Source organism: Phenylobacterium sp., assembly GCF_013822795.1.
Lineage (GTDB): Bacteria > Pseudomonadota > Alphaproteobacteria > Caulobacterales > Caulobacteraceae > Phenylobacterium.
In genome coordinates this window covers 86,284-112,042 of the sequence record NZ_PNLB01000017.1, presented here as the reverse complement: position 1 = coordinate 112,042, position 25,759 = coordinate 86,284, and the positions used below count along the sequence as shown (strand labels likewise).

The window sequence follows — 25,759 nt, the reverse complement described above, 5'->3', positions numbered from 1 at the left end:
GCTAGATTTTGCAACGGTCAAGAAGACCGCCGGCGACGCACCGGCCGCAGCTAAGCGTCAACGTTCTCCAGTGAGACGAATGCCCCGCCCCCGCTTGGGGACGCTCCGCCATGGCAAGAGGGCCATGGCGACCGCCAGCTAACCCGTTTGACGATCACGCCGCGGCCACGCGCCGCCCAGCGCCCCTGCGCTTCTCCTCACCTTGCCGCCAAAGCCAGCCGCCATCGCGGCGCGGCCGCGGTCGGCTGTCTTGAAAGGACCATTGATGGCAGTGACGATCCCGAACCAAGAGGCCCTAGACATGATCGCTACGGGCCATGCCGCCCTGGTCGCGAACCTCGCCGAGCCGCCGGCGCTGACGCCGACCGAAAACCTCGCGACGTTCGCCGAGCGCGGCATCACCTGGAACCTCGCCGCGGCGGCGCCGGTGGGCAAGTTCGTCAGCGGTGACTATTTCGTCGTCGGCGGCGTCGTAGCCAGCACCAGCCCGGCAAGCGTCCAGGACGACGGCGTCTACAACGACGCGCAGGCCTACACCGGCCGGTGGGTCCATGGGCTGATGGTCAATCCGGGCAGCGAGGGCGGCACCGGCGCGAACCCGAGCACCACGCCGCAGGGCTTCGACAGCCTGCAAAAATCGCCGGCCTACGCTTCGTCGGTGACCGAGTTCGCCTACGACCACGTGCTCAATCTGGACCCCGGCGCGACCGGGCTGAGCATCAGCGGCGTCAAGTCGCTGGTCAAAACGACGTCCATTCTGGACGGGGTGGATGCGTCGAGCCGGTCGAAGCTGGAGAACGTATCGCTGCTGACCATCCTGGACGCCGCGCCGCCGAACGGCAGCTTCCGGCGATGGGCCGGCTGCGCCACTAAGACGCCGATCTTCTTCGCCTCGGACGTCGACTGGACCGTCCTGCCGAGCATCGCCAAGCCCGCTGCTGCGACGACGCTCACGGCCGCGAGCCTGATCGCCAAGCTTGGCCCGCTACAAACCTATATGAACCAGCAACTGTACGCGCGGGGCATCGCCCCCTACCTGGCGCAGTCGGCGTACGGGGCAGACATCGCGAACGACATCACCCAGGCGATGCTGTTCACCATGACCACGGGGACGAGCGTCGCCGATCGCAACGCCGTGGCGTATCGGCTGATCCAAGCCGGGCTCGACGTCTATGACGCCACCGAGGCCGGCCGGCGCTGGTCCAGCCCCACGTTCAGCTTCGGCGGCGCGCACCAGTGGCTGAAGATCCTGATGGTCTACGCGGCCCGGCTCCTGCGCAACGCGGCCAACGTCACCGAACGCAACAAGCTTGCGGCATGGTGCGACGGCACGAGCGCCCGCATTTTCGCCGAGGACATGTGCACCTTCTCGATCACCCGCGAGATGATCGAAAGCACGCCGTTCGAGCCGATCAACACCCGACTGGGCCCCTCCGGCTACCCCGACTGGAGCGAGAACAGCGTCGACTGGCTCTCCAAGCCCAGCAACCTCACCAGCAGCGGTCTTGCGTACGAACTCGCGTATCGCACGATCAATGCGTATCCCTGGCTCTCGCAGGTGCTGGTCGCGCGGCTGCTCGGCGCAGAGGCCATGTGGAACAACTCGAAGTTCTTCGAGTATTGCGACACCTTCTACGACAAGTGGACCCTGAAGACCCAACCCACCGACGCGTATCTTTACCCCTATAACCGCTCCATGGTTCAGGACTACTACGCGGCCTACGGTCCGGTGTTCAGCAAGACGTCGGCGCCGACCCTGGTCCGTCGGGTGGCCCATGCGCGATACGCGTGGATGGAGTTCGATGAGAACTTCACCTTGGCCTCCCAGCCCGCCGCCGCCGACCTCACGGTCACGGTGGGCGGATCGGCCGTATCGCTCGCGCCCGTTTCGACCACGGCCTCAGGCGCGTTCTCGACCGGCTCGACCAACATGGCGCAACCGGTGATCACGGTGGCCAGCGCAGCGGGGATCCGGATCGGCCAGCGCGTCGTCTGCCCGAAGCTGCGTCCTGACACGTTCGTGACCAGCGTCACTGGGACGGTCGTCGGCATCTCGACAACGGTTCCGCTCGCCTCGTTCAGCGCCCAGCCGGTCACCTTCGAGAACGTCATGGTCTATGATCGGGCGATGGTGGCGGTGCTGCCGACGCCGCTGACCTCTGACGCCCAGGCGGTGACCATCGGCTATACGGCGCCGGGCTCCGGCTACGTCCGCAATCTGGGCGGCGTGGGCCTGCCGTCCGTGGCCGTGGGGGCGGCAGCGAACTACACCGGTCAGCTCCCCGCCGGGCCGTCATCGAAGGATCTCGCCTACTCCGGCTCCAACACCCTGCCCCGTCAGTATGTCGGCGGTCCTATCCTGCGCCCGCAAACTATCCGGCGGATGCGGGCTTCCGTGCGCTTCATGCTGAAGAGCACGTTGGCGGCCAATGAGGCTCTATTGGCGTCGTTCAACGGGAGCACGAACTCGTTCAAGGTATATGCGGCCACCTCGTCGGCGCTGCGCATCTTGATTGGCGGGTCAGCGAACCAGAGCATTCGTGCGCTGACGGTCCTGTCCGACCTGCCAACGGACACGCTGATCACGATGCACTTCTACTTTGACGGCACGCAGTCGACCCAGAGCACGGCCAAGAAGCTGGCTGTCGTCTGGAGCGGCGGCGGCAACAACAATCTGGACGTCAGCGCCTCCACCGGCACGCTGGACGGCACCTGGACGGGCGACATCAACGCAATCCTGCTCCAAGGGCTGTTCGCCTTCGCCAGCGGCGGCTCGGGAGGCGATCCCTTCCACGGCTCCATCAAGGAGATCAACATCGGCTGGGGCGACGAGACCCTGCCGCTCCCGGCCGATTTCACGGGCTCTGAGTTCGCCCACAACGCCGATTGGGGCGCGAACGGCGCGGGTCCCTGGGGCCAGAACCAGCTCTACTTCGCCGGACCGCTGTCCGAGTGGAACGGCGGCATTCCGAACCGCGGCAATTACGGCTCGTACTCGCTGACCCCGCGGCGCTTCACGATCTCGGGCGATCCGGACAGCGCCCTGGCGCCCCTGTTCACCGCCCCGCCGGTCTAGGGGCCTTCCCAGGGGCGAGCGCAGGCCACTCGTCCCGCCTTCTTGCCGGTGCTGGCGCAGCCGCCAGCACCGGCGGATCGCGCGCTACCGCACGATCGTGGGCGACCGCATAGGTATTTGGGATCAACTGAAGGCGCGTCCCGCAGGGACCTGAAATCGCACGTTTGAAAAGTGGTGGCGGGGGGCGGGATCGAACCGCCGACCTGTGGGTTATGAATCCACCGCTCTAACCATCTGAGCTACCCAGCCGCCGAGCCTTATCGACGAGGCGCGGGTTATAGATTGGGTTTTTCGCATCTTCAAGCGGGTTGGATGCGACCTCTCGACCAAAAGCGGATTCCGTTTTCGCGCGGCCCACACTAGGGTCGCCCCGGCATGAGCGTCCTTCATCTTCTGGGAACGGCCGGCGAAGGCGGCGCGGAGACCTATTTCCTCGATCTGATCGCGGCCCTGGCCGACGACGGGGTCAAGCAGGCCGTCGCCATCCGCGCCAATCCGAATCGCGAATCGGCCCTGCGGCGCCTGAACGTGCCGACCGGCGTGTTCGGATTCGGCGGCCCCCTCGATCTGCTGACCCGGCCCAAGCTCAAGGCGTTCGCCGGCCGGAACGACGTCAAGCTGGCGCTGGCCTGGATGAACCGGGCCGCGCGACACACCCCGGCCGGCCCCTGGGCCCGGATCGGCCGCCTCGGCGGCTACTACAGCCTGAAGTATTACAAGGGCTTCGAGGAGCTGGTCGCCAACACCGAGGACATCGCCGAGTGGGTGGTGGGCCAGGGCTGGCCGGCGGGCAAGGTGCGCTACATCCCCAATTTCGCGCTGGCCCCGCCCGACACCGCGCCGGCCGACCGGGCCGAACTACAGACGCCCGAAGATGTGCCGCTGCTGCTGGCTATGGGCCGGCTGCACGAGGCCAAGGCTCACGACGTCGCGCTCGAGGCGCTGGTGAAGATCCCAGAGGCCTACCTTTGGATCGCCGGGGCCGGGGCGTTGGAAACCAAGCTGCGGGCCATGGCCGAGGCGCTCGGCGTGTCGTCGCGGGTGCGTTTCCTGGGCTGGCGCAACGATCCCTCGGCGCTCTATCGGGCGGCGGACATCTGCGTCTTTCCCTCGCGCTACGAGCCGCTCGGCAATGTAGTGATCCAGTCCTGGGCGCACGGTCTGCCGGTGGTCGCCGCCGCGAGTCAGGGCCCGTCGGCGCTAATCCGCAACGAAGAAGACGGCCTGCTGGTCCCGATCGACGACGCCGGCGCGCTGGCAGAAGCCGTCAACCGCATGATCGCCGACCCGATGCTGTGCATCCGTCTGGTGCAGAGCGGATCCGAAAGGGTGGAAGCTGAGTTTTCGGCCGGAGCGGTGGTCGCCCAGTGGCGGCAGTTGTTCGCCGACTACGGGGCCGGCTGATGTGCGGCATTGCGGGGATCCTCGGCGCGGGCGGCTCGGCCCGACCGATGATCGAGGCCCTGACACATCGCGGGCCGGACGGCGTGTTCGTCGAAGAGGCGGAGGGCCGCTCGCTCGCCCACGCACGGCTGTCGATCATCGACCTCGAAGGCGGCTGGCAGCCGCTGCACGGCGCCGGCAGCACGGTCATCGGCAATGGCGAGATCTACAACTACGTCGAACTGGCGCAGGAGTTCGGCCTTGAGGGCCAGATGGGCACCGGCTCGGACTTCGAACCGCTGCTGCACATCTATGCCCGGGAGGGCCCCGCCGCCTTTCATCGCCTGCGCGGCATGTACGCCTTCTGCCTGGTCGGGAACGATGGACGGACCTGGCTGGTGCGCGACCCGTTCGGGATCAAGCCGCTCTACCTCCTGGAACACGAGGGCTCCGTGGCCTTCGCCTCGGAGCCGCGGGCCTTCCTGGCCGCCGGGCTGATCGGCGCCGAGCTGTCGGACGATCGCGCCCGCGAGCTGCTAGCCTTCAACTACACCCTCACCGGCGAGACGATCTTCAAGGGCCTGCGACGGATGGCGCCGGGCGAGATCGTCGAGGTCGTGGACGGCAAGATCGTGCCGCGCGACGTGCGCCCAGCGGTCGCCGCCCGGCCGCCGGCCCGGGGCGGCGACGAGGCGGCGCTAATCGCCAAGCTGGATGCGGTGCTGGAAGACAGCGTGCGGGTGCACCAGCGTTCCGACGTGCCCTACGGCCTGTTCCTCTCCGGCGGCATCGACTCCGCGACCATCGCCACGCTGATGGCGCGGCTGAACGCGCGGCCGGTCACCGCCTTTACCTGTGGCTTCGATGCGCCCGGCGCGCGGGACGAGCGCGGACAAGCGGAGCGGGTGGCCGCGGCGCTCAATCTCGACTGGCGCGAGACCAGCTTCGGCGAAGAGGACTTCTGGCGGATCTTGCCGCAGGTCGCCTGGGCGATGGATGATCCGACCGCCGACTACGCGACCCTGCCGACCTACAAGCTGGCTGAGGCCGCCAAGGGCACGCTGACCGTGGTGCTGACCGGCGAAGGCGGCGACGAGCTGTTCGGCGGCTATGGCCGCTATCGCCGCGCCCTGCGTCCCGCCTGGCTGGGCGGGCGCCCGGCCGAGCCGCGCCACGACGACAAGGGCGTCGTCGAGCGCTGGCGCGCCGCAGCGCAAGCGCCCAAGGCGCTGACGGGACTGCAGCGGGCGCAGTGGGCCGACATCGCCACCTGGCTGCCGAACGATCTGTTGCTGAAGCTGGACCGTTGCCTAATGGCGCATGGGCTGGAGGGGCGCACGCCGTTCCTGGACCCGCAGGTGGCTGACTTCGCCTTCCCCCTGCCCGACCGCATGAAGGTGCGTGGCCGCTATGGAAAGTGGCTGCTGCGCAAGTGGCTGGAGCAAGCCTGCCCTGCCGCCGATCCCTGGGGCCGCAAGAAGGGCTTCACCGTACCGGTCGACGCTTGGATCGCACCGCGGGCCGGCGAGATCGCCGGCCGGATCGGCGAGGTCGAAGCGGTGCGCCGCGTTCTCGGTCCCGATGCCGGCGCAGCCTTTAATGCGCAGGCGACCGGGCGCTGGCCGCTGCTGTTCTTTGCAGTCTGGTCGCTGATCCACCTCGAAGGCGCCGCGCCGGCCGATGCGCTGGCCGCCGTCGCCGGACGCCCATAACCCCAGGAGTTCCTCATGCGCCGTCTTCTGCTCACCACCGCCATCGCCGGCCTGGTCGCCGCCTGCGGCGGAACCGAAGGCCAGGCGCAGTCCAACGCCACCGGCGCGCCGGTCGCCTCCAAGCCCGCCAACGCACCGGACCAGAAGCCTGCCTTCGCCGGCCAGACCCGCGCCCCAGAGGTGAAGTCGAACGTCGCGGTCCAGGTGACGACCGTGGCCGAGGGCCTGGAGATGCCCTGGGCCCTGGCCTTCCTGCCCGACGGCCGCCTGCTGATCACCGAAAAGCACATCGGTCAGCTGCGCATCCTCGGCACGGACGGCAAGCTGTCGGGCCCGGTGCTCGGCTTGCCGGCCGTGGTCGGCGACGACCAGGGCGGAATGCTGGGCCTGGCCGTCGATCCGAAGTTTTCCGAGAACGGTCTGATCTACTGGGCTTACGCGGAGCCAGCGGCCGACGGGACCAACAACACCGCCGTGGCGCGCGGCAAGCTGACCGGTGACCGCGTCGAGAACGTTCAGGTGATCTTCCGCCAGACCCCGTCGCTGAACTCGACTAAGCACTATGGCGGGCGGCTGGTGTTTGCGCCGGACGGCACGCTGTTCGTGACCACCGGCGAGCGCTCGATCCTCGAAGGCCGCGCCCAGGCTCAGCGCCTGGACGGCACCCTGGGCAAGGTGGTCCGGATCAATTCCGACGGCTCGATCCCCAAGGACAATCCGTTCGTCGGCAAGGCCGGCGTGAAGCCGGAAATCTGGTCCTACGGCCACCGCAACATCCTATCGGCGGCGATCGACCCGAAGACCGGCAAGCTGTGGGAAGTCGAGCACGGCGCGCGCGGCGGCGACGAGCTGAACCAGCCGCAGGCCGGCAAGGACTATGGCTGGCCGACCATCACCTACGGCTTGGAATATTCCGGAAAGCCGATCGGCGCCGGCGTCACCGCCAGGGAAGGGATGGAGCAGCCGGTCTACTACTGGGACCCGGTGATCGCACCGGCCGGCATGGCCTTCTACGATGCCGACCTGTTTCCGGCCTGGAAAGGCAACATCCTGATCGGCGGCTTGGCCAGCAAGGCCGTGGTGCGGCTGGTCATGCAGGACGGCAAGGTGGTCGGCGAGGAGCGCCTGCTGACCGACCTCAACGAGCGCATCCGCGACGTGATCGTCGGCCCTGACGGCGCGCTCTACCTGGCCACCGACAGCAAGAACGGCCGGGTGCTGAAGGTCACGCCGAAGGGCTAGAGGCCCAGCCGCCCGGCGACCTCTTCGCCGATCGCCAGCGAGGAGGTCAGGCCCGGGCTCTCGATGCCGAACAGGGTCACGAGCCCGGTCAGGCCGTGCGCCTCCGGTCCGTCGATGCGGAAGTCGGGCTGCGGCTCGCCGGGGCCGTGCAGCTTGGGTCGGATGCCGGCATAGTCGGGGGCCAAGGCGCCGTCCGGCAGGCTGGGCCAGAACTTGCGGATGTAGGCGTAGAACTCGTCGCCCAGCGCCGGATCGACGCTGTAGTCCAGCTCGTCGACATAGTGCAGGTCGGGGCCGAACACCGCCTGGCCGCCAAGGTCGCGGCGATAGTGGGTGCCGAGCGCACCGGGGATCGGCGGCGGATAGATCAGCCGCGCGAACGGCGCCTTGCCGCTGAGCCGGAAGTAGACGCCCTTGCCATAGTGTAGCGGCGGGATGCTCGCCTTCGGAAAGCCCTCAATCTCGCCAGCGACGGCCTGGGCTGAGAGGCCCGGCGCGGTGACCAGCAGCCGTGCGGTCAGGGCGGTCGGCTCAGCGCCGCCCGCCCGGATCGAATAGCCGCCGCCATCTAGCGGGGTCGCACCTTCGAACGGCGTCGACGTGACCACCGCCCCGCCGGCGGCTTCGATCTCGCCCTGCAGGGCCAGCATGTAGCCGTGGCTGTCGAAGACGCCGCTTTCCGGCGAGATCAGCGCCGCCTCGCAGTTCAGCTGCGGTTCGAGCGCCAAGGCCTGCGCCTTGGTCAGCCGCGCCATGCCCTCGACGTCGTTGGTCTGAGCCTGCTCGAGGATGCCGTCGAGCCGGCCGACCTCCTCGGCGTTGGTGGCGACCACCAGCTTGCCGCAACGGTCGTAGGCGACCTTGTGCGCATCAAGGAAGGCGTAGAGCGCGCGGCGTCCCTGCACGCAGAGCCGCGCCTTCAGCGAGCCGGTCGGATAGTAGAGCCCGCCGTGGATGACCTCGGAATTCCGCGCCGACACGCCCTCGCCGATGATCGGCCCGGCCTCGAGCACCGCCGCCACCAGACCGCGCCTGCTGAGCGCATAACCGCAGGCCAGGCCCACGGCCCCGGCGCCCACCACGACCGCATCGAAATCGAAATCCGCCATAGCCAAGGCCTAGCCGAAGCACGGCGGTATGCAAACCGCCCAGGCCTCTCTAGCTTGGCCGCCAATTACAAATAGAGCGGGAGGGCGCCCATGCACGCGAGCAGACTTACACTGATGGCCCTGGCGGCGGCCGCCGGCCTGCACAGCGCGGCGCTGGCGGCAGATCCGCCGCCGCCGCCCGCCGGCGGCTCGATCCTGGCCTGGACGCCTGATCAGCAGCGCTACGGCTATCGCAATATGGAGAAGGTGACTCCGGTCCAGGTGGTGCCGCGCGGCGCGCATGTGCGCGAACTGCCGCTCGCCGCCCGCCAGATCGACCCGAAGTGGACCTGGAGCGGCCAACCGCAGACCGTCGACAGCTATATGGCGGCGATGAACACCTCCGGCGTCGTCGTGCTGAAGGACGGCCAGATCGTGCTCGAGCGCTACGGCCTGGATCGTCAGCCAAACGAGCGCTGGACCTCGTTCTCGGTCGCCAAGTCGGTCACCGCCACCCTGGTCGGGGCGGCGATCAAGGACGGCAAGATCAAGAGCCTCGACGACGTCGTCACCAACTACATCCCCGAGCTCAAGGGCGGCGCGTACGAAGGCGTGACGGTCCGCCAACTGCTGACCATGACCTCCGGCGTGAAGTGGAACGAGGACTATACCGATCTCAATTCCGACGTCGCCAAGGCCGGAACGACGCCGGGCGAGCCGGGCATGAACCCGATCGTCAGCTACATGCGCAAGCTGCCGCGCGAAGCCGCGCCCGGCGCCAAGTTCGTCTACAAGACCGGCGAGACCGACCTGGCTGGCATCCTGGTCTCCAATGCGGTCGGTAAGCCGCTATCGGCCTACCTGTCCGAAAAGATCTGGGCGCCCTACGGCATGGAGCAGGACGCCATCTGGGTGAACGACGCGGCCGGCCACGAGCGGGGCGGCTGCTGCATGTCGATGACCGCCCGCGACTATGCGCGCCTTGGTCAGTTCATGCTGGAAGACGGCAAGGTGAACGGCCAGGACGTGCTGCCGGCCGGCTGGGTCGCCGACGCCACCCGCGCCCACCAATCCTTCCCGCCGGGCGGCGTGGAAACCGGCTATGGCTACTTCTGGTGGATCGTCCCCGATGGCTATGCAGCCGAAGGCATCTTCGGCCAGCAGATCTTCATCTATCCGGCCGAGAAGCTGGTCATCGCGATCAACTCCGCCTGGCCGGCGGCGTCGAAGGACGAACTCTGGCAGGCGCAGATGGCCTTCGCCCAGGCCGTGCGTGCGGCGGCGAAGTAGCGCTCAAGGTGTCATCCCGGAAAGCGCGCAGCGTTTGTCCGGGACCTATGAACACCGGATGGATTCTTCGCGCTCAGGCGGCAATGGGTCCCGGTCTTCGGCTGCGCCGAAACCGGGATGACATCCGCTGAGAGGCGGCGCTAGGCCGCCTCCCACTGCGCCCAGAGCTTGGCCTCGTCGGCCTTGGCGACCTTCACCGAGGCTTCCTTGATGTGGCCAAAGCCGCGGATGGCCTGCGGTACGGCGGCGATCTTGGTCGCCAGCGGCAGATGCTCGGCGTCGAGACCGGCCAGCAACTTGGCGAGGCCGGCCTCGTAATCGGCGATCAGGCCCCGCTCCATGCGGCGCTCCTCGGTCCGGCCGAAGATGTCGAGCGGGCCGCCGCGCAGGCCCTTCATCTTGGCCATGATCGGGAACGCCGTCTCCAGCATCCAGCCGCCGAACTCGATCTTCTTCGGCTTGCCGTCCGGGCCCTTGGGCGCGATCAGCGGCGGCGAGAGCAGGATCTTGGTCTTGCCGCCCTTGAAGGTCTGGGCGCGCTCCTGCGCAAACCGGCCGTCGGTGTAGAGGCGCGCGACCTCGTACTCGTCCTTGTAGGCCATCAGCTTGTAGAGGTTCACGGCCACGGCCCGGGTCAACGCCTCGCCGCCGAGCGGCGCCTCGGCGGCCGCGACCTTGGCGACCTGATCGGCGTAACGCTTGGCGTAGGCCGCGTTCTGGTAGGCGGTCAGCTCGCGGGTGCGGTGAGCGATCAGCTCGCCCAGCGGCATGGTTTCGGGCGTCGGGGTATGGTCCTCGGCGGCCGCGGCCAGGCTCGGGTCGTCGGCCACGCGGCGACCGAGCTCGAACGCCTGGAGGTTGGCGTCGGCCTGCACGCCGTTGAGGCGGATGGCGCGGTAGACGGCGCGGCTGGAGAGCGGGATCAGCCCCTTCTGCCAGGCGAACCCGACCATGATCATGTTGGCGTAGATGGCGTCGCCGAAGTTGGTCTCGGCCAGATGGTGAGCCGGGCATTCGGCGAAGGTCTTGGCCGCCGCCTTGATCCGGCGGGACATTGAACCGCTGTCGAAACGCACGTCGCGATCGGTGACGAAGTCGGCCGTCGGAGCGAAGTCCTCGTTGGCCACGGCGGCGGTGCGATCCTTGGCGTAGAGCGCCAGGGCGTCGGCGCCGGCCGCCGAGAGGATGTCACAGGCGATCAGCACGTGGGCCGAAGCGGCCGGCACGCGGCCGCCGACGACGGTCTCCTCGGTCTCGCCGATACGCACGTGGGAGAACACCGCCCCGCCCTTTTGGGCCAGGCCGGTCATGTCCACCACCGACGAGGCGCGGCCGTCGACGTGGGCGGCCATGGCCAGGATCGAGGCCACGGTTGTGACGCCGGTGCCTCCGATGCCGGTGAAGACGATGTTGCGCACGCCTTCCAGCGGCTCGAACGTCGGCAGCGGCGTGGAGTCGGCGGTCAGCGCCGGCAGGGTCTTGGCCTGGGCGTTCTCGCCGCCCTCGATGGTGATGAACGACGGGCAGAAGCCGTTCAGGCACGAGTAGTCGGTGTTGCAGCTCGACTGGTTGATCTTACGCTTGCGGCCGAACTCGGTGTTCAGCGGCTCGACGGAGACACAGTTCGACTTCTTCGAGCAGTCACCACAGCCTTCGCAGACCAGCGGATTGATGAACACGCGCTTGGTGGCGACGTCCATCGAACCGCGCTTGCGGCGGCGGCGCTTTTCGGTGGCGCAGACCTGATCGTAGAGCAGCACCGTGACGCCGGGCGTCTCGCGCAGCAGCTTCTGCACGTCCATCAGTTCGGACCGCGGCTTGACCTCGACGCCGGGCGCCAGGTCGTTGACGCCCTCGTAGCGACTGGGGTCGTCGGCGACGATGACGGTCTTGATCACGCCTTCGGAGGCCAGCTGGCGGGTGATCTGGGCGGGGGTGAAGCCGCTTTCCGCCGCCTGGCCGCCGGTCATGGCGACGGCGTCGTTGAACAGCAGCTTGTAGGTGACGTGCGAATTCGCGGCGATCGAGGCGCGGATCGCCAGAGAACCTGAGTGGTTGTAGGTGCCGTCACCCAGGTTCACGAACACATGCGGTTCGGTGGTGAACGGGGCCGAGCCGACCCAGGTCAGCCCTTCGCCGCCCATGTGGCTGTTCAGATCGGTCTGCGGGTCCGAGAAGCTGGCCATGTAGTGGCAGCCGATCCCGGCCAGGGCACGGGTCCCTTCCGGCAGCCGGGTCGAGGTGTTGTGCGGGCAGCCCGAGCAGAAGAACGGCTTGCGCTGCTGCTCGGCGGCCAGGGTGACGGCGGCGACCGAAGCGGCCGACACGCGCGAGAGGTAGTCGTGGACCCGCTCCATGTGCGGGCCGGGCGGAAGTCGGTCGGCGATCGCCAGCGCGACCTCAGCCACCGACAGCGAGCCGAGCTCCGAGAGTAGAGGATGGCCCTGTTCGTCGACCTTGCCGACGATCTTCGGGCGGGCGTGGGCCGGCAGGTCGTAGAGCGCGGCGCGGGCCTGGGTCTCGATCAGCGGGCGCTTGTGCTCGACGACCATCAGGGTTTCGAGACCGGCCGCGAAGGCGCGCAGCCCGGTCGGCTCCAGCGGCCAGGGCATGCCGACCTTGTAGATGGCGACGCCGAGATCGGAGGCTTCCTTGGCCGAGATGCCCATGGCCGCGAGGGCCTCGATAACGTCCTTGTAGGCCTGGCCCTGGCAGACGATGCCGAGCCGCGGGCGCGAGGAGCCAAGCATCACCCGGTCGAGCCGGTTGGCGCGGGCGAAGGCCAGGGCGGCCGGAATCTTGAAATTGCGGAGCCGGCGCTCCTTCTCCAGCGGCTGGTCCTTGAGGCGGATGCCCAGGCCGCCGGCCGGCATGTTGAAGTTGGTCGGAACCGAGATCTGGTGGCGGTTGACCGAGACGTCGATGGTGACGCCGGAGTCCATGGTGTCGGCCAGCGCGATCAGCCCGACCCACAGGCCCGAGAACCGCGACATGGCGATGCCCATCAGGCCGAAGTCGAGCACCTCCTGCACGTCGGCCGGCGACAGCACCGGCATCTCGAAGTCCTGGAACGCGAATTCCGACTGCGACGGCAGGGTGGAGGATTTGCAGTTGTGGTCGTCGCCGGCCACGGCCAGCACGCCGCCCTTGGCCCAAGTGCCGGCGAAGTTGGCGTGCTTGAAGGCGTCGCCGGTGCGGTCGACGCCCGGCGCCTTGCCGTACCACATGCCGGTCACGCCATCGAACTTGGCGCCGGGGAACAGGTTGGCCTGCTGGCTGCCCCAGACGGCGGTCGCGGCGAGGTCCTCGTTGAGGCCCTCCTTGAAGACGACCTCGGCCTCCTTGAGGAACTTACCGGCCCGGTGCGCCTGCTGGTCCAGCCCGCCAAGCGGCGAGCCGCGATAGCCAGAGACGAATCCGGCGGTGTGGAGCCCCGCAGCCTTGTCCAGACGGTGCTGATCCAGCATCACCCGGAGCAGCGCCTGGACGCCCGTGATGAAAACTCGACCTTCCGTGAGCAGGAATTTGTCGTCGAGCGTCACGTCAGCGTGCCGCATAGCAATATCTTTCCTTTTCGGCTCCCTAATGCCAATAGAAGATCATATAAGTTCGATGGAATTGCTTGCCAAAGGCGTGCCCCCGTAAGGTCGTTTCGGGGCAAGATTGACGCCAAATTCTGCGGTTTGATGGAGGAAAAATTGTCCGAGGCCCTCGACGCGGTCGATGCCAAGATTCTGGATCTCATCCAGCACGACGCCGGTTTGTCGGTCGCCGAGATCGCTGAACGGGTCGGATTGTCCTCCAGCCCCTGCTGGCGGCGGATCAAGCGGCTGGAAGACACCGGCGTCATTCAGCGCCGGGTGACCATCCTGGACCGCGACCTGCTGGGCCTGGGCTTCGAGGTCTATTGCACCGTCAAGCTCAGCTTGCCGACCAAGGACAACCTCGACGCCTTCGAGACCGCGATCACCAAGCTGCCCGAAGTGGTGCAGTGCGCCACGGTCACCGGCTCGGCCGACTACGAGCTGCGCGTCGTCACCCGCGACATGCATGCGTTCGACGATTTCCTGCGCGAGAAGATCCTGTCGCTGGGCCTGGTTTCGAACATCGAGAGCCGCATCGTGATCCGCTCGGTGAAGAACACCACCGCCGCGCCCCTCGGCCTTGTCAGCCCTTACGTGAGCGCGCAAGGCTAGCCTCGTTCCTGCGCTCCCTCGCAGGAACCTGCGTAGGGAGCCGGAACATGATCGAACTTGTCATTGACCAACGTCGCAAAGACCTCGGCGGGTTCGAGGTCGGTCGCGTCCTGCCGTTCGCCAAGCGGCGGATGATCGGTCCCTTCATCTTCTTCGATCACATGGGCCCGGCCGCCTTCGAGCCCGGCTTCGGGCGCGAGGTCGACGTGCGGCCACATCCGCATATTGGGCTGTCGACCCTGTCCTATCTGTTCGAAGGCGAGATGACCCACCGTGACTCGGTGGGCGCCGTGCAGCCGATCCGCCCCGGCGAGGTCAACTGGATGACCGCCGGCCGCGGCATCACCCACTCCGAACGCTTCGAAGCCCTGCGCGAGCACGGTGGGCGCATGAACGGCATCCAAGCCTGGATCGCCCTGCCCGTCGAGGACGAGGAGACCGATCCGGCCTTCGACCACTATGGCGCCGACACCCTGCCGACTTACGAAAGCAACGGCCTGTGGGCGCGGCTGATCGCCGGACAGGCCTATGGCGCGACCTCCCCGGTGCGCACGCACTCGCCGATGTTCTATGTCCACTGGCAGCTGAAGCCGGGCGCCGAGGCCGACCTGCCGGCCGAGTACCCGGAGCGCGCGGCCTATGTCGCCCAGGGATTGGTCGAGGTGGACGGCCGACAGTTCCATGAGGGCCAGATGATGGTCTTCGAGCCTGGACAGACCGTCCGCTTCAAGGCTGTGACCGACGCCATCGTCATGCTGCTGGGCGGCGAGCCCATCGGCCCGCGCCTGATCGAGTGGAACTTCGTCTCCTCGTCCAAGGACCGCCTGGAGCAGGCCAAGGCCGACTGGCGCGCTGGGCGCATGAAGCTGCCGGACGCCGACGACCAGGAGTTCATCCCCCTGCCCGAGCCGCCGCCGGAGCCCAGCCCCCTCTAGTGAGCTGAGCTCACGGGCCCTCGACGCAGAAGTCGTGTGACAAGGATCGCAGTGTCGCGGAGCCTTTGTCGCCTTCTGGAGGGCCCAGAGTGAACCAGACGCTCGACTTCAAGCCGGTCTATCCGCCCCGCCTGGAACGCCAGCTTCCCGTCTGGCGGCAGTTTGTCGGCGAGATGCGGCGCAACCCGTTGCTGAACTGGCCGCAAGAGGCGTTCGAGCAGCCATACTGGTTCCGACGCATCGCGACGCTGCGCTACCATCTGGTCAGCGATCCGGACGCCATCGGCCACGTGCTGCTGACCAACGCCGCGAGCTACGCCAAGCCCCGGATCGTCAAGCGGCTGTTCGGGTCGATGATCGGCGAGGGTCTCTTCCTGGCCGACGGAGATTCCTGGAAGGACCAGCGCCGCCTGATGGCGCCTGTGTTCACTCCTGGCGCAATCGCCGAATTCGCGCCGATCTTCCTGGACGTGGCGAAACGCTCGGCGGATCAGTGGCCCCAGCAGCCGGACGGCCGCATCGACGCCTCGGCCGAGGCCGTGCGCGCGACCTTCGACGTGATTGGCCAGGCGCTGTTTTCGGGCGAAACCGCCCTGACCTCCGACGAGGCCTCGGTTCACATCCATTCGGCGCTGGCGGGCTTGGCCGAGTATCGCCCGGGCGTTCTCTTCGGCGCGCCCTGGCTGGACCGCTCGCCGACGGCGCGCCGCGGTCGGGCCGGCCAGAAGTACCTGCTCGCCCGGCTGACCGAGTTCATTCGCGCGCGCCAAGCCGACCCCGCCCCGCCAGCGGACTTCATGAGCCGGATCATCGCCGCCTTCGCCAAGACACGTTCACCCGAGCAGGCGGCCAAGCTGTCCCTCGACAATGCCGTGACCTTCCTGGTCGCCGGGCACGAGACGACCGCCAATGCGATCACCTGGAGCCTTTACCTGCTGAGCCGTTCGCCTGCGGTCCAGGAGCGCGCCGCGACCGAAGCTAAGGCCGCCCTCGCCTCGGGGAGCAGCGCGGACCAGATTGCCGCTCGTCTGCCTTACGTCCGCATGGTGCTGGAGGAAGCCATGCGGCTTTATCCGCCCGTGCACAGGATCGAGCGCGAGGCGTTGGCCGACGACGTTATCTGCGGCCGCGCGGTGCGCAAGGGCGACGTCGTGTCGATCTGGCCCTGGGTCGTGCACCGCCATGCGGCGCTATGGCGAGACCCCGACGGCTTCGATCCCGAGAACTTCGGCCCGCAGGTCAAGGCCGGTCACCACCGTTTTCAGTACATCCCGTTCGGCGCCGGCCCGCGCGTCTGCATCGGCGCCCAATTCGCAATGATCGAGGGCGCGCTGATCCTGGCCACATGGCTGGCGCGCTTCCGGTTCTCGCCAGATCTCGACCATGCGGTGTTTCCAACCGCAGACGTCAGCCTGCGACCGCAAGGCGGGCTGCCCGTGAGGGTCGCGCCGCGAGATTGAGCTTGATCACCCTCGCGTAAGCCTGCGCATCGTGCCGGCCAACAAAATTGCCAGGGAGGACGGCATGAAACTCTATACGTCGATGGGCCCCAATCCGGCCGTCGTGGCCATGTTCCTGGCCGAGAAGGGCGCGGAGATCCCGACCGAGAAGGTCGACCTGATGGCCGGCGAAAACCGCCAGCCGCCCTACGTCGCCAAGAACCCGGCCGGCCAGCTGCCGTGCCTTGAGCTCGACGACGGCTCGCATCTCGCCGAAATCACGGCCATCTGCGAATACCTCGATGAGAAGCTCGCCGGCCCGTCGCTGATCGGCGCGACCCCCGAAGAGCGCGCCGCCACCCGCATGTGGGTGCGCCGCATCGACCTCAACATCTGCGAACCAATGGCCAACGGCTTCCGGTTCGCCGAAGGCCTGCCGCTGTTCCAAAGCCGCCTGCGCACCATCCCGCACGCCGCCGGCGACCTGAAGGAACTGGCTCAGGAGAAGATCACCTGGCTGGACGGCCTGATGACCGGCAAGACCTGGGTGGCGGGCGACCGCTTCACCCTGGCCGACATCCTACTGTTCTGCTTCCTGCAGTTCGGCGCCTCGGTCGGTCAGCCGATCAATCCGGACAACAAGAACATCGCCGCCTGGATCGAGCGCGTGAAGGCCCGCGCCGCGGAAAAGGCGCCGGCCTGACGCCAGCGGGGGGCTCGCCCGGGGCGAGCCCCTACTTCCCGATCAGCGCCTTGCGGGTCTGTTCCCAATACTGGGCGCCAGTGATCAGCGTGACGATGGTCGCCAGCCACATGAGACCGTGAGCGAACAGGGTCACTGGACGCTCGATAGCCGGTTCCGGCGGCAGGCCGAACGCCCCCCAAGAGGCCACCAGCAGCTCAGCCGCCAGGGCGGTGAGCTGCAGCGTCGTCTTCCACTTGGCCAGCATGGTGACCGGCAGCTTGATCCCCTTGCCGGCCCCGACCTCGCGCAGAGCGCTGACCGTGAACTCGCGGAACAGCATCAGCCCGGCCGGCAACACCACCGCCGGCTGGCCGCCCATGGCCAGCAGGCCGAGGATCGCCCCGCAGACCAGCACCTTGTCGCCGATCGGATCGAGGATCGCGCCCCAGACGCTGACTGCGTCCAGCTTGCGCGCCAACCAGCCGTCGAAGAAGTCGGTGACCGCAGCGATCACGAACGACCAAAACGCCCAGCGCTGCAGCGAGAACTGCGCTTCGGGCGTCAGATGCTCGCTGACGTAGGGCACGGCGCCCGCCGCTGTCGCCAGGGCCAGGAAGACGAAGAGTGTCAGGACCAGCCGCAGCGAGGTCAGAATATTCGGCAGAGCTTTCATGGCGGATTTAACGCTGAACTGTCCCTTAGGTGGCCGGCGTCAGCTCGACCGTCTTGGTTTGCTTGGCATAGACGCAGATTCGCTTGTCCGCGCCTTCCCGTAGCACGGCAAGTCCGTAGGTCTGCGTACCGACCGGATGAACCAGCACTTCAGGCGCCTTCATTCCCGCCGCCTTGGCCGCGGCCAGGCACTTGGAGCCGACGTCCGCGCGGAACTCTTCCCAGGCCTGCGGCGAGCTGGCCTGGCCGACGGACGGGATCAGCGCGGCGAACAAGGCGACGGCGACGATGCGGAACATGGGCGTCTCCCCGGGGACCAGAGCGGGCAGCCTAACCTCAAGCTCAACCCTTGCGGAAGAAATCGAAGATCCGCTGCGCTAGGGCCTCGCTGACCCCGTCGACCTTGGCGAGATCGTCGATCGAGGCGCGGCTGACGCCCCGCGCCGATCCGAACGCGTGCAGCAGGGCGCGCTTACGGCCCGGCCCGACGCCGTCGATCTCGTCGAGGGGGTTCTTCTTGATGTCCATGGCGCGCCGGGTCTGGTGGCTGCCGTTGGCGAACCGGTGGGCCTCGTCGCGCAAGCGCTGAAGGTAATAGAGGACCGGCGACTTCGGCTCGAGCATGAAGGGCGTCTTGCCCTCGATGAAGAAGCGCTCCAGCCCGGCGTCGCGATCCGGCCCCTTGGCCACCCCGACCACGTCGATGTCGTCCACGCCCAGGTCGGCCATGATCTCCAGCACGGCCGCCAACTGGCCGGCCCCACCGTCCACCAGCACCAGGTCGGGACGCGGCGGATTCTCGCCGGCCTCCTCGTCCTTGACCATCCGCGAGAACCGGCGGCGCATGACTTCCTTCATCATGCCGTAGTCGTCGCCGGGGGTGAGGTCCGTCCCCTTGATGTTGAACTTGCGGTACTGCCCCTTCTGGAAGCCTTCCGGGCCGGCGACGATCATGCCACCGACCGCGTTCGTCCCCGAGATGTGGGCGTTGTCGTAGACCTCGATGCGCTCGGGGCTGGCCTCCAGCCCAAAGGCCTCGCAAACCCCGGCCAGCAACTTGGACTGGGCGGAGCTCTCGGCCATCTTGCGCCCCAGGGCCTCGCGGGCGTTGGTCAGGGCGTGATCGACCAGCTGGGCCTTCTCGCCCCGCTTGGGCTGATTGATCTCAACCTTGCGCCCGGCCTTCAACGCGAAGGCTTCGGAGAGCAGCTGACACTCCGAGGGCTCGATGTTGGTCAGGATCAGACGCGGGATCGGCTTGTCGTCATAGAACTGGCCCAGGAACGCCGACATGACGTCGACGTCCTCATCGGTCCTGTCGACACGCGGGAAGTAGGCGCGGTTGCCCCAGTTCTGGCCGGCGCGGAAGAAGAACACCTGGACGCAGGCCTGGCCGCCCTCGGCGTGCAGGGCGAAGACGTCGGCTTCCTCCAGGGTCTCGGGATTGATCTGCTGCTCCTGCGCCACCGAGGCCAGCGCCCGGATGCGGTCGCGGATGCGGGCGGCGCGTTCGAACTCCATGTCGTCCGAGGCGGCCTGCATCTCGGCCGACAATTTGCCGACCACCGCGCGGCTGCGCCCACGCAGAAAGTCCTCGGCCTGATCGACCAGGCCCGCATAGTCCTCCAGGCTGATCAGCCCGGTGCAGGGGGCCGCGCAACGCTTGATCTGGTGCAGCATGCAGGGCCGCGTGCGGCTCTCGTAGACGCTGTCCGAGCACGAACGCAGCAGGAACGCCTTCTGCAGGGTGTTCAGCGTCTTGGTCACGGAGTGGGCCGAGGCGAACGGCCCGAAATAGTCGCCCTTGATCGTGTGCGCGCCGCGATGCTTGCGCAGCTGGGCGGCGGCGTGATCGCGGCGGATGACGATCTCGGGGAAGCTCTTGTCGTCGCGCAGCAGCACGTTGAAGCGCGGCTTCAACTGCTTGATCAGGTTGATTTCCAGCAGCAGGGCGTCGGTCTCGGTCCGGACCGTGACGAACTCCATCGACCGCGTCAGATCGACCATCAGGGCGATGCGCTGGGTGTGGAACCGCCCCTGGGCGTACTGCAGCACCCGCTTCTTCAGTGAGCGGGCCTTGCCGACATAGAGGACCTCGCCCCCCTCGCCCATCATGCGATAGACGCCGGGCGCGTCAGGCAGACGGCGCACCTCGTCCTTGATCAGGGCTGCACCCTGCAGGGGCGCGTCTGCGGTCACTTCGGTCGGCATGTCGCCAATATAGGCGAGTCCGCGCCCGGGCGTAGGGCGCGCCGCGCTAGAGCTTCACGCCGCCGGCCAGGATCTTGGCGTGGCCGGGCTTGGTCATCTTCACATAACCCTTGGTCGGGTCCTTGTAGTAGACGGCGCCCTTGAACATGGCCGGGTCGAAGCCTTCCGCCACGAGATCGATTTTGCGGTATTTGAACGTGCCGGTCGTCTCGATCGCCGGCAGGATCCGCACGAACACCGGCTGGGCGTAGGACGGCAGTTCGCGGTTCACGACCTCTTCGAAGACCTTGATGTCGAAGTCGGGATCGACGACGAGGCCCGCCATGCCGGCGCGGCCATCGGCGCCCTCGACCTCAACGCCATAGACATTGGCCTCGGCGACGCCGGGAATGGCCTGCAGGTGGCCGGCCACCTCGCCCGTCGAGACGTTCTCCCCCTTCCAGCGGAAGGTGTCGCCGATGCGGTCGACGAAGTAGAAGTAGCCGTCGACATCGGTCTTCATCAGATCGCCGGTGCGGAACCAGGCGTCGCCCTTGGCGAACACGTCGCGCAGGATTTTTTTGTCAGAGGCCGCCTTGTCGACATAGCCGGTGAACTCGCTACGCGCGTCGTGGCCGATCTTGCCAATGCACTCGCCGATCTGTCCGGGGCCGGCCTCGACGCACAGGCCATTGAGGCTGCGGACCTCTTCTTCCTTCTCGACATCGAACTGGACGAGCCGGAAGTTGAACCGGTCCTTCAGCCACTTCGGCACCCGCCCGATCGCCCCGACCTTGCCGTCGAAGTTGAACATCGAGACGTTGCCTTCCGTCGCCCCGTAGAACTCGAGGATCTCCGGAATGCGGAAGCGGCTCTTCATCTGCGCCCAGACGTCCGGGCGCAGACCGTTGCCGAAGGCCAGGCGGATCTTGTGCTGGCGCTCGGCCTCGACCTCCTCATGATTGACGAGATAGCGGCACAGCTCGCCGATATAGACGAACATGGTGCAGTTCTCGGCGACGACGTCGTCCCAGAAATGGCTGGCTGAGAACTTCTTCTTCAGCACCACCGAACCGCCGTTCAGCAGCGCGGCGCCCAGAGCACAGAGCCCGCCCGTCGCGTGATAGAGCGGCAGCGTGACGTAGACCCGGTCCGTCTCGGTCGCCCCGGTCGAACCGGCGAAGCCGCGCATGTAGAGCTGGGCCCGCACGTGGGTGATGCGCGCGGCCTTCGGCAGGCCGGTCGTCCCGCTGGTGTAGATGTAGAGCGCCGTGTCCTTGGCCGTCATGCCGTCCCGCACGGAGCGATCCGGCGGCAACTGGCTGCAGCTCTTGAGCGCCTGGCTGAGGTCGCGCTGGTCGCCGTGCGCCTGGCCCAGCACCCATTGCTGCATCGTGCGCTCCAGCAGGCCCTTGGCCTGCTCGAAGGCGGGCGAGGTTTCGCTGTCGACGATGACATGCGCCGCGCCGGAAATGTTCAGGCAGTGCGCCAGCGGCGCGCCGGCCAGCTGGTTGTTGATCAGGGCGGTCACGGCGCCGATCTTGGTCAGGCCGTACCAGATCGGAAAGTATTCCAGCCGGTTGGGCAGGAAGAGCGCCACGGTCTGGCCGCGCCGCACGCCGATCCCCTTGGCCCAGTGGGCGAAGCGGTTGGCGATGGCGTCCATCTCGCCATAGGTGATCGTCTTGTGCTCGAACGTCAGGGCCGGACGATCTCGCCACTGCTCGACCGCCGCCTGAATATCGTCGCAGATCAGGTTGGGCGAGGTCGGCGCAATGGTCTTCACCCTCTTCAGGGTGCGCCTGAGATTGCGAAAGAACCGCCAATCACGCTCCAGACGGGCCTTGAGTCGCATCCATTCCCTCCGACGTGACGCCACCTTGGAGGCGCCCGGTCTGGAGGGTCAAGCTGGGCCATGGCCGCGCCCGGTCACACACGTGTCAGGCGAACGCAAGCGTGGCGGAAAGGACTCACCTGCCGCCCTCGAAGGCTGGAAACGCTGACCTTTCACTGGCATTCCAGCGGTCCATGAGCACCCTGCCCAAAGCGATTCTGTTCGACCTGGACGAGACCATCATCTCCTTCGGCTCGCGCCGTATGATCCTGCAAGCGGTGATCGAGGAGTTCGCCGACCGCTTTGCACCGGTGACGCCCGAGGACGCTGGCGTCGCGATGGAGGCGGGGTTCCGCCGCTTCTGGTCCGACGAGGCCCGCGCCGCCATCTGGCGGAAGGACCTCGGCGCCGGCCGCATCCTGGCGGTCGAAGAAGGTTTCGCCGAACTGCGCCCGCAGGCGCCCGGCCTGACCGCCGAGTTCGCCCGGACGTTCGGCGAACGCTTCCATGTCTATCGTGAGCAGCAGGCCAAGTTCTTTCCCGGCGCGCTGGAGACGATCCAGGCGTTCCGCGACCTCGGCGTGAAGCTGGCCCTGGTCACCAACGGCGCGGCCGAGCCACAGCGAGCGAAGGTCGAGCACTTCAACCTCGCGCCGCTGTTCGACCACGTGCAGATCGAGGGCGAGGCCGGCTTCGGCAAGCCCGAGGAGCAGGCCTACGTGCACGCCATGCAGGTCCTGGGCGTGAAGCCGCACGAGACGTGGATGGTCGGCGACAATCTCGAATGGGAGGTCGCCGCCCCGCAGCGCCTGGGTATCTACGCCATCTGGCACGACCACCTCGGCGAGGGCCTGCCGGCGGGCAGCCCGATCCGGCCGGACCGGATCGTGCGCTCCATCGCCGAACTCAATCCGAACAAGCGAGATTAAGGCCGGATCCGGGCCGCATTTCGGCAATGGCGCCTGCATTTCGCCGGGAATTCGCCCGATGTATATCCAGCACCATCAAGTCCAAGACATATATACGCCCACGCGTTATCTCGTTATTTCTTCAGATAATTTCAGACGTTCGATAGCCGGACACGGCATCGACTGAACCAAAGCACCGGAACACCATCTCCCGCCGACCGTTGCTCTCTTCGAACCCTGACTGGGAGAGCAGAAATGACGACCACCTACGATCCGATCGCCCGACAGAATTACGAGGCCCCACGCGCCCGTGAAGCGGCGGAACGCACCGAGGCCGAGACCAACACCCCGATCTATGCGCGCCGCGCCAAGAAGCGTCAGGGCCTGCCGGTCCCGGTGATCGTCGGCGGCGTGATGACCGCCGGCGTGTTGGCGGCCGCCGCGTTCCTGATGATGCAGCCGCGCGACGGCCTGCTGGCCGAGCAGGAGGCGACCGCCCCGACCGGCGCCGCGCCGGTCACCGAGATCGCAACTATTCCTGAGGTGGCGCCGCCGACCACCAGCGTTGCAGCGCTGGCCCCGGTCGCCGCGCCGGCCGCTGCTCCGCCGCCGGTGGCGCGCGAAGCCGCCCCTGTTCGCACCGCCCGCGCTCGCCCGGCCCCCGCACCGGCCGCCGACAGCCCGGAAGCCTGGGCGACCGACGCCAGCGCCACCTTGCCGCAAGCGCCGATCCCCTACTCGGCGATCGCCCAAACCCCGGCCTCTGCGCCCGCAGTCGCGCCCCCAGCGCTAGCCACGGCGCCCGCAGCGGAGACGCCGACCGTCCCGGCAACACCTGATCCGGCCGCGTCCTCGGCCCCGGCGGCGGCTCCGGAGAGCCCTGGGGAGCCGACGCCCTAAGGACGTCGAGCGCGACGGAGGAAGGCGGCTCTCGCAAGGGAGTCGCCTTTTTCGTGTAACAAGCGCAGCCACACCCTCCTTTAACCACCTTGGCGACACTGTCGCGATCCACAGTGCCGAGTAAGGGGCCCGGAATAGATGCGGCGGGAGTCCGAGTTTAGGTTGCTGGCGCCGCTGATAGCGCTGGCCCTGGGCGCGATGGCCGTGTTCGTGGTCAGCCTGCTGATCTGGGCTCGGCAGGTGGATGCGGAGGTCCGCGAGCGCGAGGTCGCACTGGTCGAGCGCGGCGTGCTGACCAGCATCGCCGAGATCGAGCGTTCGATCCTGCCGGAGACCAACTGGGACGAGGCGGTGGTCAATCTCGACAACCGCTTCAGCGCCGCCTGGGCGGACGCCAATCTCAACGACTACTTCGCCCAGAACATCGACTTCGAGCATCTGTTCGTGCTCGACGGCGACAACCGCCCGCTCTATGCGCGCCTGCATCGTCAGACCGTCGCGCCGTCCAGCTACCGGCAGTTCCACGGCGCCGAACCGCTGATCGCCCGCGTGCGGGAAGCCGAAGCCGAACGCGGCCCGATCGGGCGTCGCAACACCGACACCCCACGCAAGCTCGTCTCCCATGCCATTCAGGCCAGCGATTTTATCGCCCACGACGGGGCGGTCTACCTGGTGTCCGCTACGCTGGTGCAGCCCGACTTCGCCACCGCCGTGCCGCGCCGCGCCTATGCGCCGATCGTCGTCATGGTCCTGAAGATCGATCCGGCGTCGCTGGGCAGGCTGCAGGAGCGGCTGCAACTGCAGAACCTGCGTTCAGGCGTCGGCGCCTCGCTCGCCAGCCCCGGCGACGCCGAACTCAAGCTTCCGACAAGCAGCGGCGAGACGCCGCTTTATCTGAGTTGGACGCCCCAGAAACCCGGCGCAGCCATGGCGCGAGCCGCTGCCCTCCCGGTGGCGCTGGTGCTGCTGGCCTTCGGCCTCGTCGGCGCGGTCATGATCGTGCGAATCCGCAAAGCGGCGGTGGAGTTCCTGGTCAGCCACCGGTCGCAGAGCGAGTTCCTCGCCAATATGAGCCATGAGATCCGCACGCCGCTGAATGGCGTCAACGCCATCGCCGCAGCGCTGGGCAAGACGCCCCTGACCGCCTCGCAGGCCGAGATGGTCGGCATCATTCAAGGCTCGGGGGAGTCTTTGGAACGTCTGCTGTCCGATGTGCTGGACCTCTCACAGATCGAAACCGGCGACGTCGAGGTGGTGACCCGGCCGTTCCACCTCGGCGAAGCGATTCGCGCCGTGGCGGACCTGGCCAGCGCGCGGGCGCAGGAAAAGGCTCTCGACGTAATCCTCGATCTGGATCCCGCCGCAGAGACGGTGGTTGTCGGCGACGCGACTCGGGTGAAGCAGGTGCTCATCAACCTGGTCGCCAACGCCGTGAAGTTCACCAGCGAGGGCTATGTCGCCATCGCGGTGCGCGCCGAGGGCCCCGGCCGCTGGCGGATCGACGTGCAGGACACTGGCGTCGGCTTCGACCCGGCCGACAAGGACCGGCTGTTCGGACGCTTTGAGCAGGGCGACCGCTCGCGCACGCGCCGCTATGGCGGGGCGGGCCTTGGCCTCACCATCGCCAAGCACCTGGTCGGGCTGATGGGCGGCGAGATCGACGCCGCCGGCGCCCCCGGCGAAGGGGCGACCTTCACCATCAGACTGCCGATGACCCCGGCCGCCGCGCCGGCCCAGATCGAATCTGAAATCGAGTCCGAGACTGCACCGGACCGGCCTCTGCGCGTGCTTTTGGCCGACGACCATCCGACCAACCGCCGCGTCGTGCAGGTGCTGTTCGCCGACCTCCCGGTCGATTTGGTCTGCGTCGAGAACGGCGAGCAGGCCTGCGAGGCCTTCGCCGTCCAGCGTTTCGACCTGGTGCTGATGGACATGCAGATGCCGGTGATGGACGGCCTGACCGCCGTGCGCGGCATCCGCGAGCGTGAGCGCCTGCGAGGCCTCGGCCAGACCCCCATCGTGATGCTGACCGCCAACGCCCTGCCCTCGCACCAGGCCGCAAGCCTGGCGGCGGGCGCAGACCTGCACATGGCCAAGCCGATCGAGGCCGCCAAGCTGTTCGGCGTGCTGCAGGCGGTCGCCGATCGCCAGACGGTGGCCGTCGCCGCCTAACGGTCAAGCGACCCCTTGCCACATTCCAGAACGCCGT

18 protein-coding genes and 1 tRNA gene are annotated in these 25,759 nt (G+C 67.6%); 12 read left to right on the top strand and 7 right to left on the bottom strand.

Annotation, left to right across the window (positions count from 1 at the left end):
* The first annotated feature begins 301 nt into the window (after positions 1-301).
* Entirely contained in the window at positions 302-3,076 is a 2,775-nt protein-coding gene (locus C0481_RS15875; RefSeq protein ID WP_293405540.1) for a hypothetical protein, read from the top strand.
* A gap of 172 nt (positions 3,077-3,248) precedes the next feature.
* Here C0481_RS15875 and C0481_RS15870 read toward each other — a convergent pair.
* A tRNA-Met gene (locus C0481_RS15870) sits at positions 3,249-3,325 on the bottom strand.
* A 126-nt stretch (positions 3,326-3,451) separates the two neighbouring features.
* On the opposite strand from C0481_RS15870, the gene C0481_RS15865 reads away from it, so the two are divergent.
* Genes C0481_RS15865 through C0481_RS15855 form a run of 3 tightly spaced genes read left to right on the top strand, consistent with a single transcriptional unit; the run spans position 3,452 to position 7,413 of the window.
* Positions 3,452-4,480 carry a glycosyltransferase gene (locus C0481_RS15865; protein WP_293405538.1) on the top strand — a complete coding sequence of 343 codons (1,029 nt, stop codon included), beginning with the start codon at positions 3,452-3,454 and terminating at the stop codon, positions 4,478-4,480.
* Positions 4,480-6,171 (top strand): asparagine synthase (glutamine-hydrolyzing), encoded by a 1,692-nt coding sequence (gene asnB, locus C0481_RS15860; RefSeq protein ID WP_293405536.1) that lies wholly within the window; start codon positions 4,480-4,482, stop codon positions 6,169-6,171. The genes C0481_RS15865 and asnB overlap by 1 nt, the downstream gene beginning before the upstream one ends.
* 15 nt (positions 6,172-6,186) lie before the next feature.
* Positions 6,187-7,413: a PQQ-dependent sugar dehydrogenase gene (locus tag C0481_RS15855; RefSeq protein WP_293405534.1), complete on the top strand. Its 1,227-nt coding sequence runs from the start codon at positions 6,187-6,189 to the stop codon at positions 7,411-7,413.
* On the opposite strand, the gene C0481_RS15850 is transcribed toward C0481_RS15855, so the two are convergent.
* Positions 7,410-8,522 carry an NAD(P)/FAD-dependent oxidoreductase gene (locus C0481_RS15850; RefSeq protein ID WP_293405532.1) on the bottom strand — a complete coding sequence of 371 codons (1,113 nt, stop codon included), beginning with the start codon at positions 8,520-8,522 and terminating at the stop codon, positions 7,410-7,412. The genes C0481_RS15855 and C0481_RS15850 overlap by 4 nt on opposite strands.
* A 90-nt stretch (positions 8,523-8,612) precedes the next feature.
* On the opposite strand from C0481_RS15850, the gene C0481_RS15845 reads away from it, so the two are divergent.
* Positions 8,613-9,791, top strand: coding sequence for a serine hydrolase (locus tag C0481_RS15845; protein WP_293405530.1), 1,179 nt, complete (start codon positions 8,613-8,615; stop codon positions 9,789-9,791).
* A gap of 140 nt (positions 9,792-9,931) precedes the next feature.
* Here the strand turns inward: C0481_RS15845 and C0481_RS15840 are convergent, their stop codons facing one another.
* Entirely contained in the window at positions 9,932-13,348 is a 3,417-nt protein-coding gene (locus tag C0481_RS15840) for an indolepyruvate ferredoxin oxidoreductase family protein (protein ID WP_293405528.1), read from the bottom strand.
* 141 nt (positions 13,349-13,489) lie between these two features.
* Between C0481_RS15840 and C0481_RS15835 the strand changes: the two genes are divergently transcribed.
* From C0481_RS15835 to C0481_RS15820, 4 genes are all read left to right on the top strand, one after another.
* The gene (locus C0481_RS15835; protein ID WP_293405526.1) at positions 13,490-13,987 is read left to right on the top strand and encodes an Lrp/AsnC family transcriptional regulator; all 498 of its coding nucleotides are present in this window, start codon (positions 13,490-13,492) and stop codon (positions 13,985-13,987) included.
* Between the two features lie 47 nt (positions 13,988-14,034).
* Positions 14,035-14,922 (top strand): pirin family protein, encoded by an 888-nt coding sequence (locus C0481_RS15830; RefSeq protein WP_293405524.1) that lies wholly within the window; start codon positions 14,035-14,037, stop codon positions 14,920-14,922.
* 89 nt (positions 14,923-15,011) lie between these two features.
* Positions 15,012-16,382 carry a cytochrome P450 gene (locus C0481_RS15825; RefSeq protein WP_293405522.1) on the top strand — a complete coding sequence of 457 codons (1,371 nt, stop codon included), beginning with the start codon at positions 15,012-15,014 and terminating at the stop codon, positions 16,380-16,382.
* 64 nt (positions 16,383-16,446) lie between these two features.
* Positions 16,447-17,064, top strand: coding sequence for a glutathione S-transferase family protein (locus C0481_RS15820; RefSeq protein ID WP_293405520.1), 618 nt, complete (start codon positions 16,447-16,449; stop codon positions 17,062-17,064).
* 31 nt (positions 17,065-17,095) lie between these two features.
* Here C0481_RS15820 and pgsA read toward each other — a convergent pair whose 3' ends face one another.
* From pgsA to C0481_RS15800, 4 genes are read right to left on the bottom strand one after another with little or no spacing between them, the layout of a single operon-like run.
* On the bottom strand, positions 17,096-17,719 hold the full coding sequence (gene pgsA, locus C0481_RS15815; protein ID WP_293405518.1) for a CDP-diacylglycerol--glycerol-3-phosphate 3-phosphatidyltransferase: 624 nt from the start codon (positions 17,717-17,719) through the stop codon (positions 17,096-17,098).
* Positions 17,720-17,744: 25 nt separating this feature from the next.
* Positions 17,745-18,017, bottom strand: coding sequence for a hypothetical protein (locus C0481_RS15810; protein ID WP_293405516.1), 273 nt, complete (start codon positions 18,015-18,017; stop codon positions 17,745-17,747).
* Positions 18,018-18,060: 43 nt separating this feature from the next.
* The gene (gene uvrC / locus C0481_RS15805) at positions 18,061-19,929 is read right to left on the bottom strand and encodes an excinuclease ABC subunit UvrC (RefSeq protein ID WP_293405514.1); all 1,869 of its coding nucleotides are present in this window, start codon (positions 19,927-19,929) and stop codon (positions 18,061-18,063) included.
* Positions 19,930-19,975: 46 nt separating this feature from the next.
* Positions 19,976-21,787, bottom strand: coding sequence for a long-chain-acyl-CoA synthetase (locus C0481_RS15800; protein WP_293405512.1), 1,812 nt, complete (start codon positions 21,785-21,787; stop codon positions 19,976-19,978).
* Positions 21,788-21,936: 149 nt separating this feature from the next.
* Between C0481_RS15800 and C0481_RS15795 the strand changes: the two genes are divergently transcribed.
* The 3 genes from C0481_RS15795 (at position 21,937) to C0481_RS15785 (ending at position 25,722) form a co-directional block, all read left to right on the top strand.
* Complete coding sequence (locus C0481_RS15795; RefSeq protein ID WP_293405509.1) at positions 21,937-22,671, top strand: HAD family hydrolase; 735 nt, start codon at positions 21,937-21,939, stop codon at positions 22,669-22,671.
* Between the two features lie 234 nt (positions 22,672-22,905).
* Positions 22,906-23,550, top strand: a complete 645-nt coding sequence (locus tag C0481_RS15790) for a hypothetical protein (RefSeq protein ID WP_293405507.1) — start codon at positions 22,906-22,908, stop codon at positions 23,548-23,550.
* 138 nt (positions 23,551-23,688) lie between these two features.
* A complete protein-coding gene (locus C0481_RS15785) occupies positions 23,689-25,722 on the top strand; it encodes an ATP-binding protein (protein ID WP_293405505.1) in 2,034 nt (677 codons plus the stop codon).
* The last annotated feature ends 37 nt before the right edge of the window (positions 25,723-25,759 follow it).

What these genes read in the sequence shown, in the direction of transcription:
- C0481_RS15875 (WP_293405540.1), top strand. Translation starts at nt 302, where the DNA reads ATGATCGCTACGGGCCATGCCGCCCTGGTCGCGAACCTCGCCGAGCCG.
- C0481_RS15865 (WP_293405538.1), top strand. Translation starts at nt 3,452, where the DNA reads ATGAGCGTCCTTCATCTTCTGGGAACGGCCGGCGAAGGCGGCGCGGAG.
- asnB (WP_293405536.1), top strand. Translation starts at nt 4,480, where the DNA reads ATGTGCGGCATTGCGGGGATCCTCGGCGCGGGCGGCTCGGCCCGACCG.
- C0481_RS15855 (WP_293405534.1), top strand. Translation starts at nt 6,187, where the DNA reads ATGCGCCGTCTTCTGCTCACCACCGCCATCGCCGGCCTGGTCGCCGCC.
- C0481_RS15850 (WP_293405532.1), bottom strand. Translation starts at nt 8,522, where the DNA reads ATGGCGGATTTCGATTTCGATGCGGTCGTGGTGGGCGCCGGGGCCGTG.
- C0481_RS15845 (WP_293405530.1), top strand. Translation starts at nt 8,613, where the DNA reads ATGCACGCGAGCAGACTTACACTGATGGCCCTGGCGGCGGCCGCCGGC.
- C0481_RS15840 (WP_293405528.1), bottom strand. Translation starts at nt 13,348, where the DNA reads ATGCGGCACGCTGACGTGACGCTCGACGACAAATTCCTGCTCACGGAA.
- C0481_RS15830 (WP_293405524.1), top strand. Translation starts at nt 14,035, where the DNA reads ATGATCGAACTTGTCATTGACCAACGTCGCAAAGACCTCGGCGGGTTC.
- C0481_RS15820 (WP_293405520.1), top strand. Translation starts at nt 16,447, where the DNA reads ATGAAACTCTATACGTCGATGGGCCCCAATCCGGCCGTCGTGGCCATG.
- pgsA (WP_293405518.1), bottom strand. Translation starts at nt 17,719, where the DNA reads ATGAAAGCTCTGCCGAATATTCTGACCTCGCTGCGGCTGGTCCTGACA.
- C0481_RS15810 (WP_293405516.1), bottom strand. Translation starts at nt 18,017, where the DNA reads ATGTTCCGCATCGTCGCCGTCGCCTTGTTCGCCGCGCTGATCCCGTCC.
- uvrC (WP_293405514.1), bottom strand. Translation starts at nt 19,929, where the DNA reads ATGCCGACCGAAGTGACCGCAGACGCGCCCCTGCAGGGTGCAGCCCTG.
- C0481_RS15795 (WP_293405509.1), top strand. Translation starts at nt 21,937, where the DNA reads ATGAGCACCCTGCCCAAAGCGATTCTGTTCGACCTGGACGAGACCATC.
- C0481_RS15790 (WP_293405507.1), top strand. Translation starts at nt 22,906, where the DNA reads ATGACGACCACCTACGATCCGATCGCCCGACAGAATTACGAGGCCCCA.
- C0481_RS15785 (WP_293405505.1), top strand. Translation starts at nt 23,689, where the DNA reads ATGCGGCGGGAGTCCGAGTTTAGGTTGCTGGCGCCGCTGATAGCGCTG.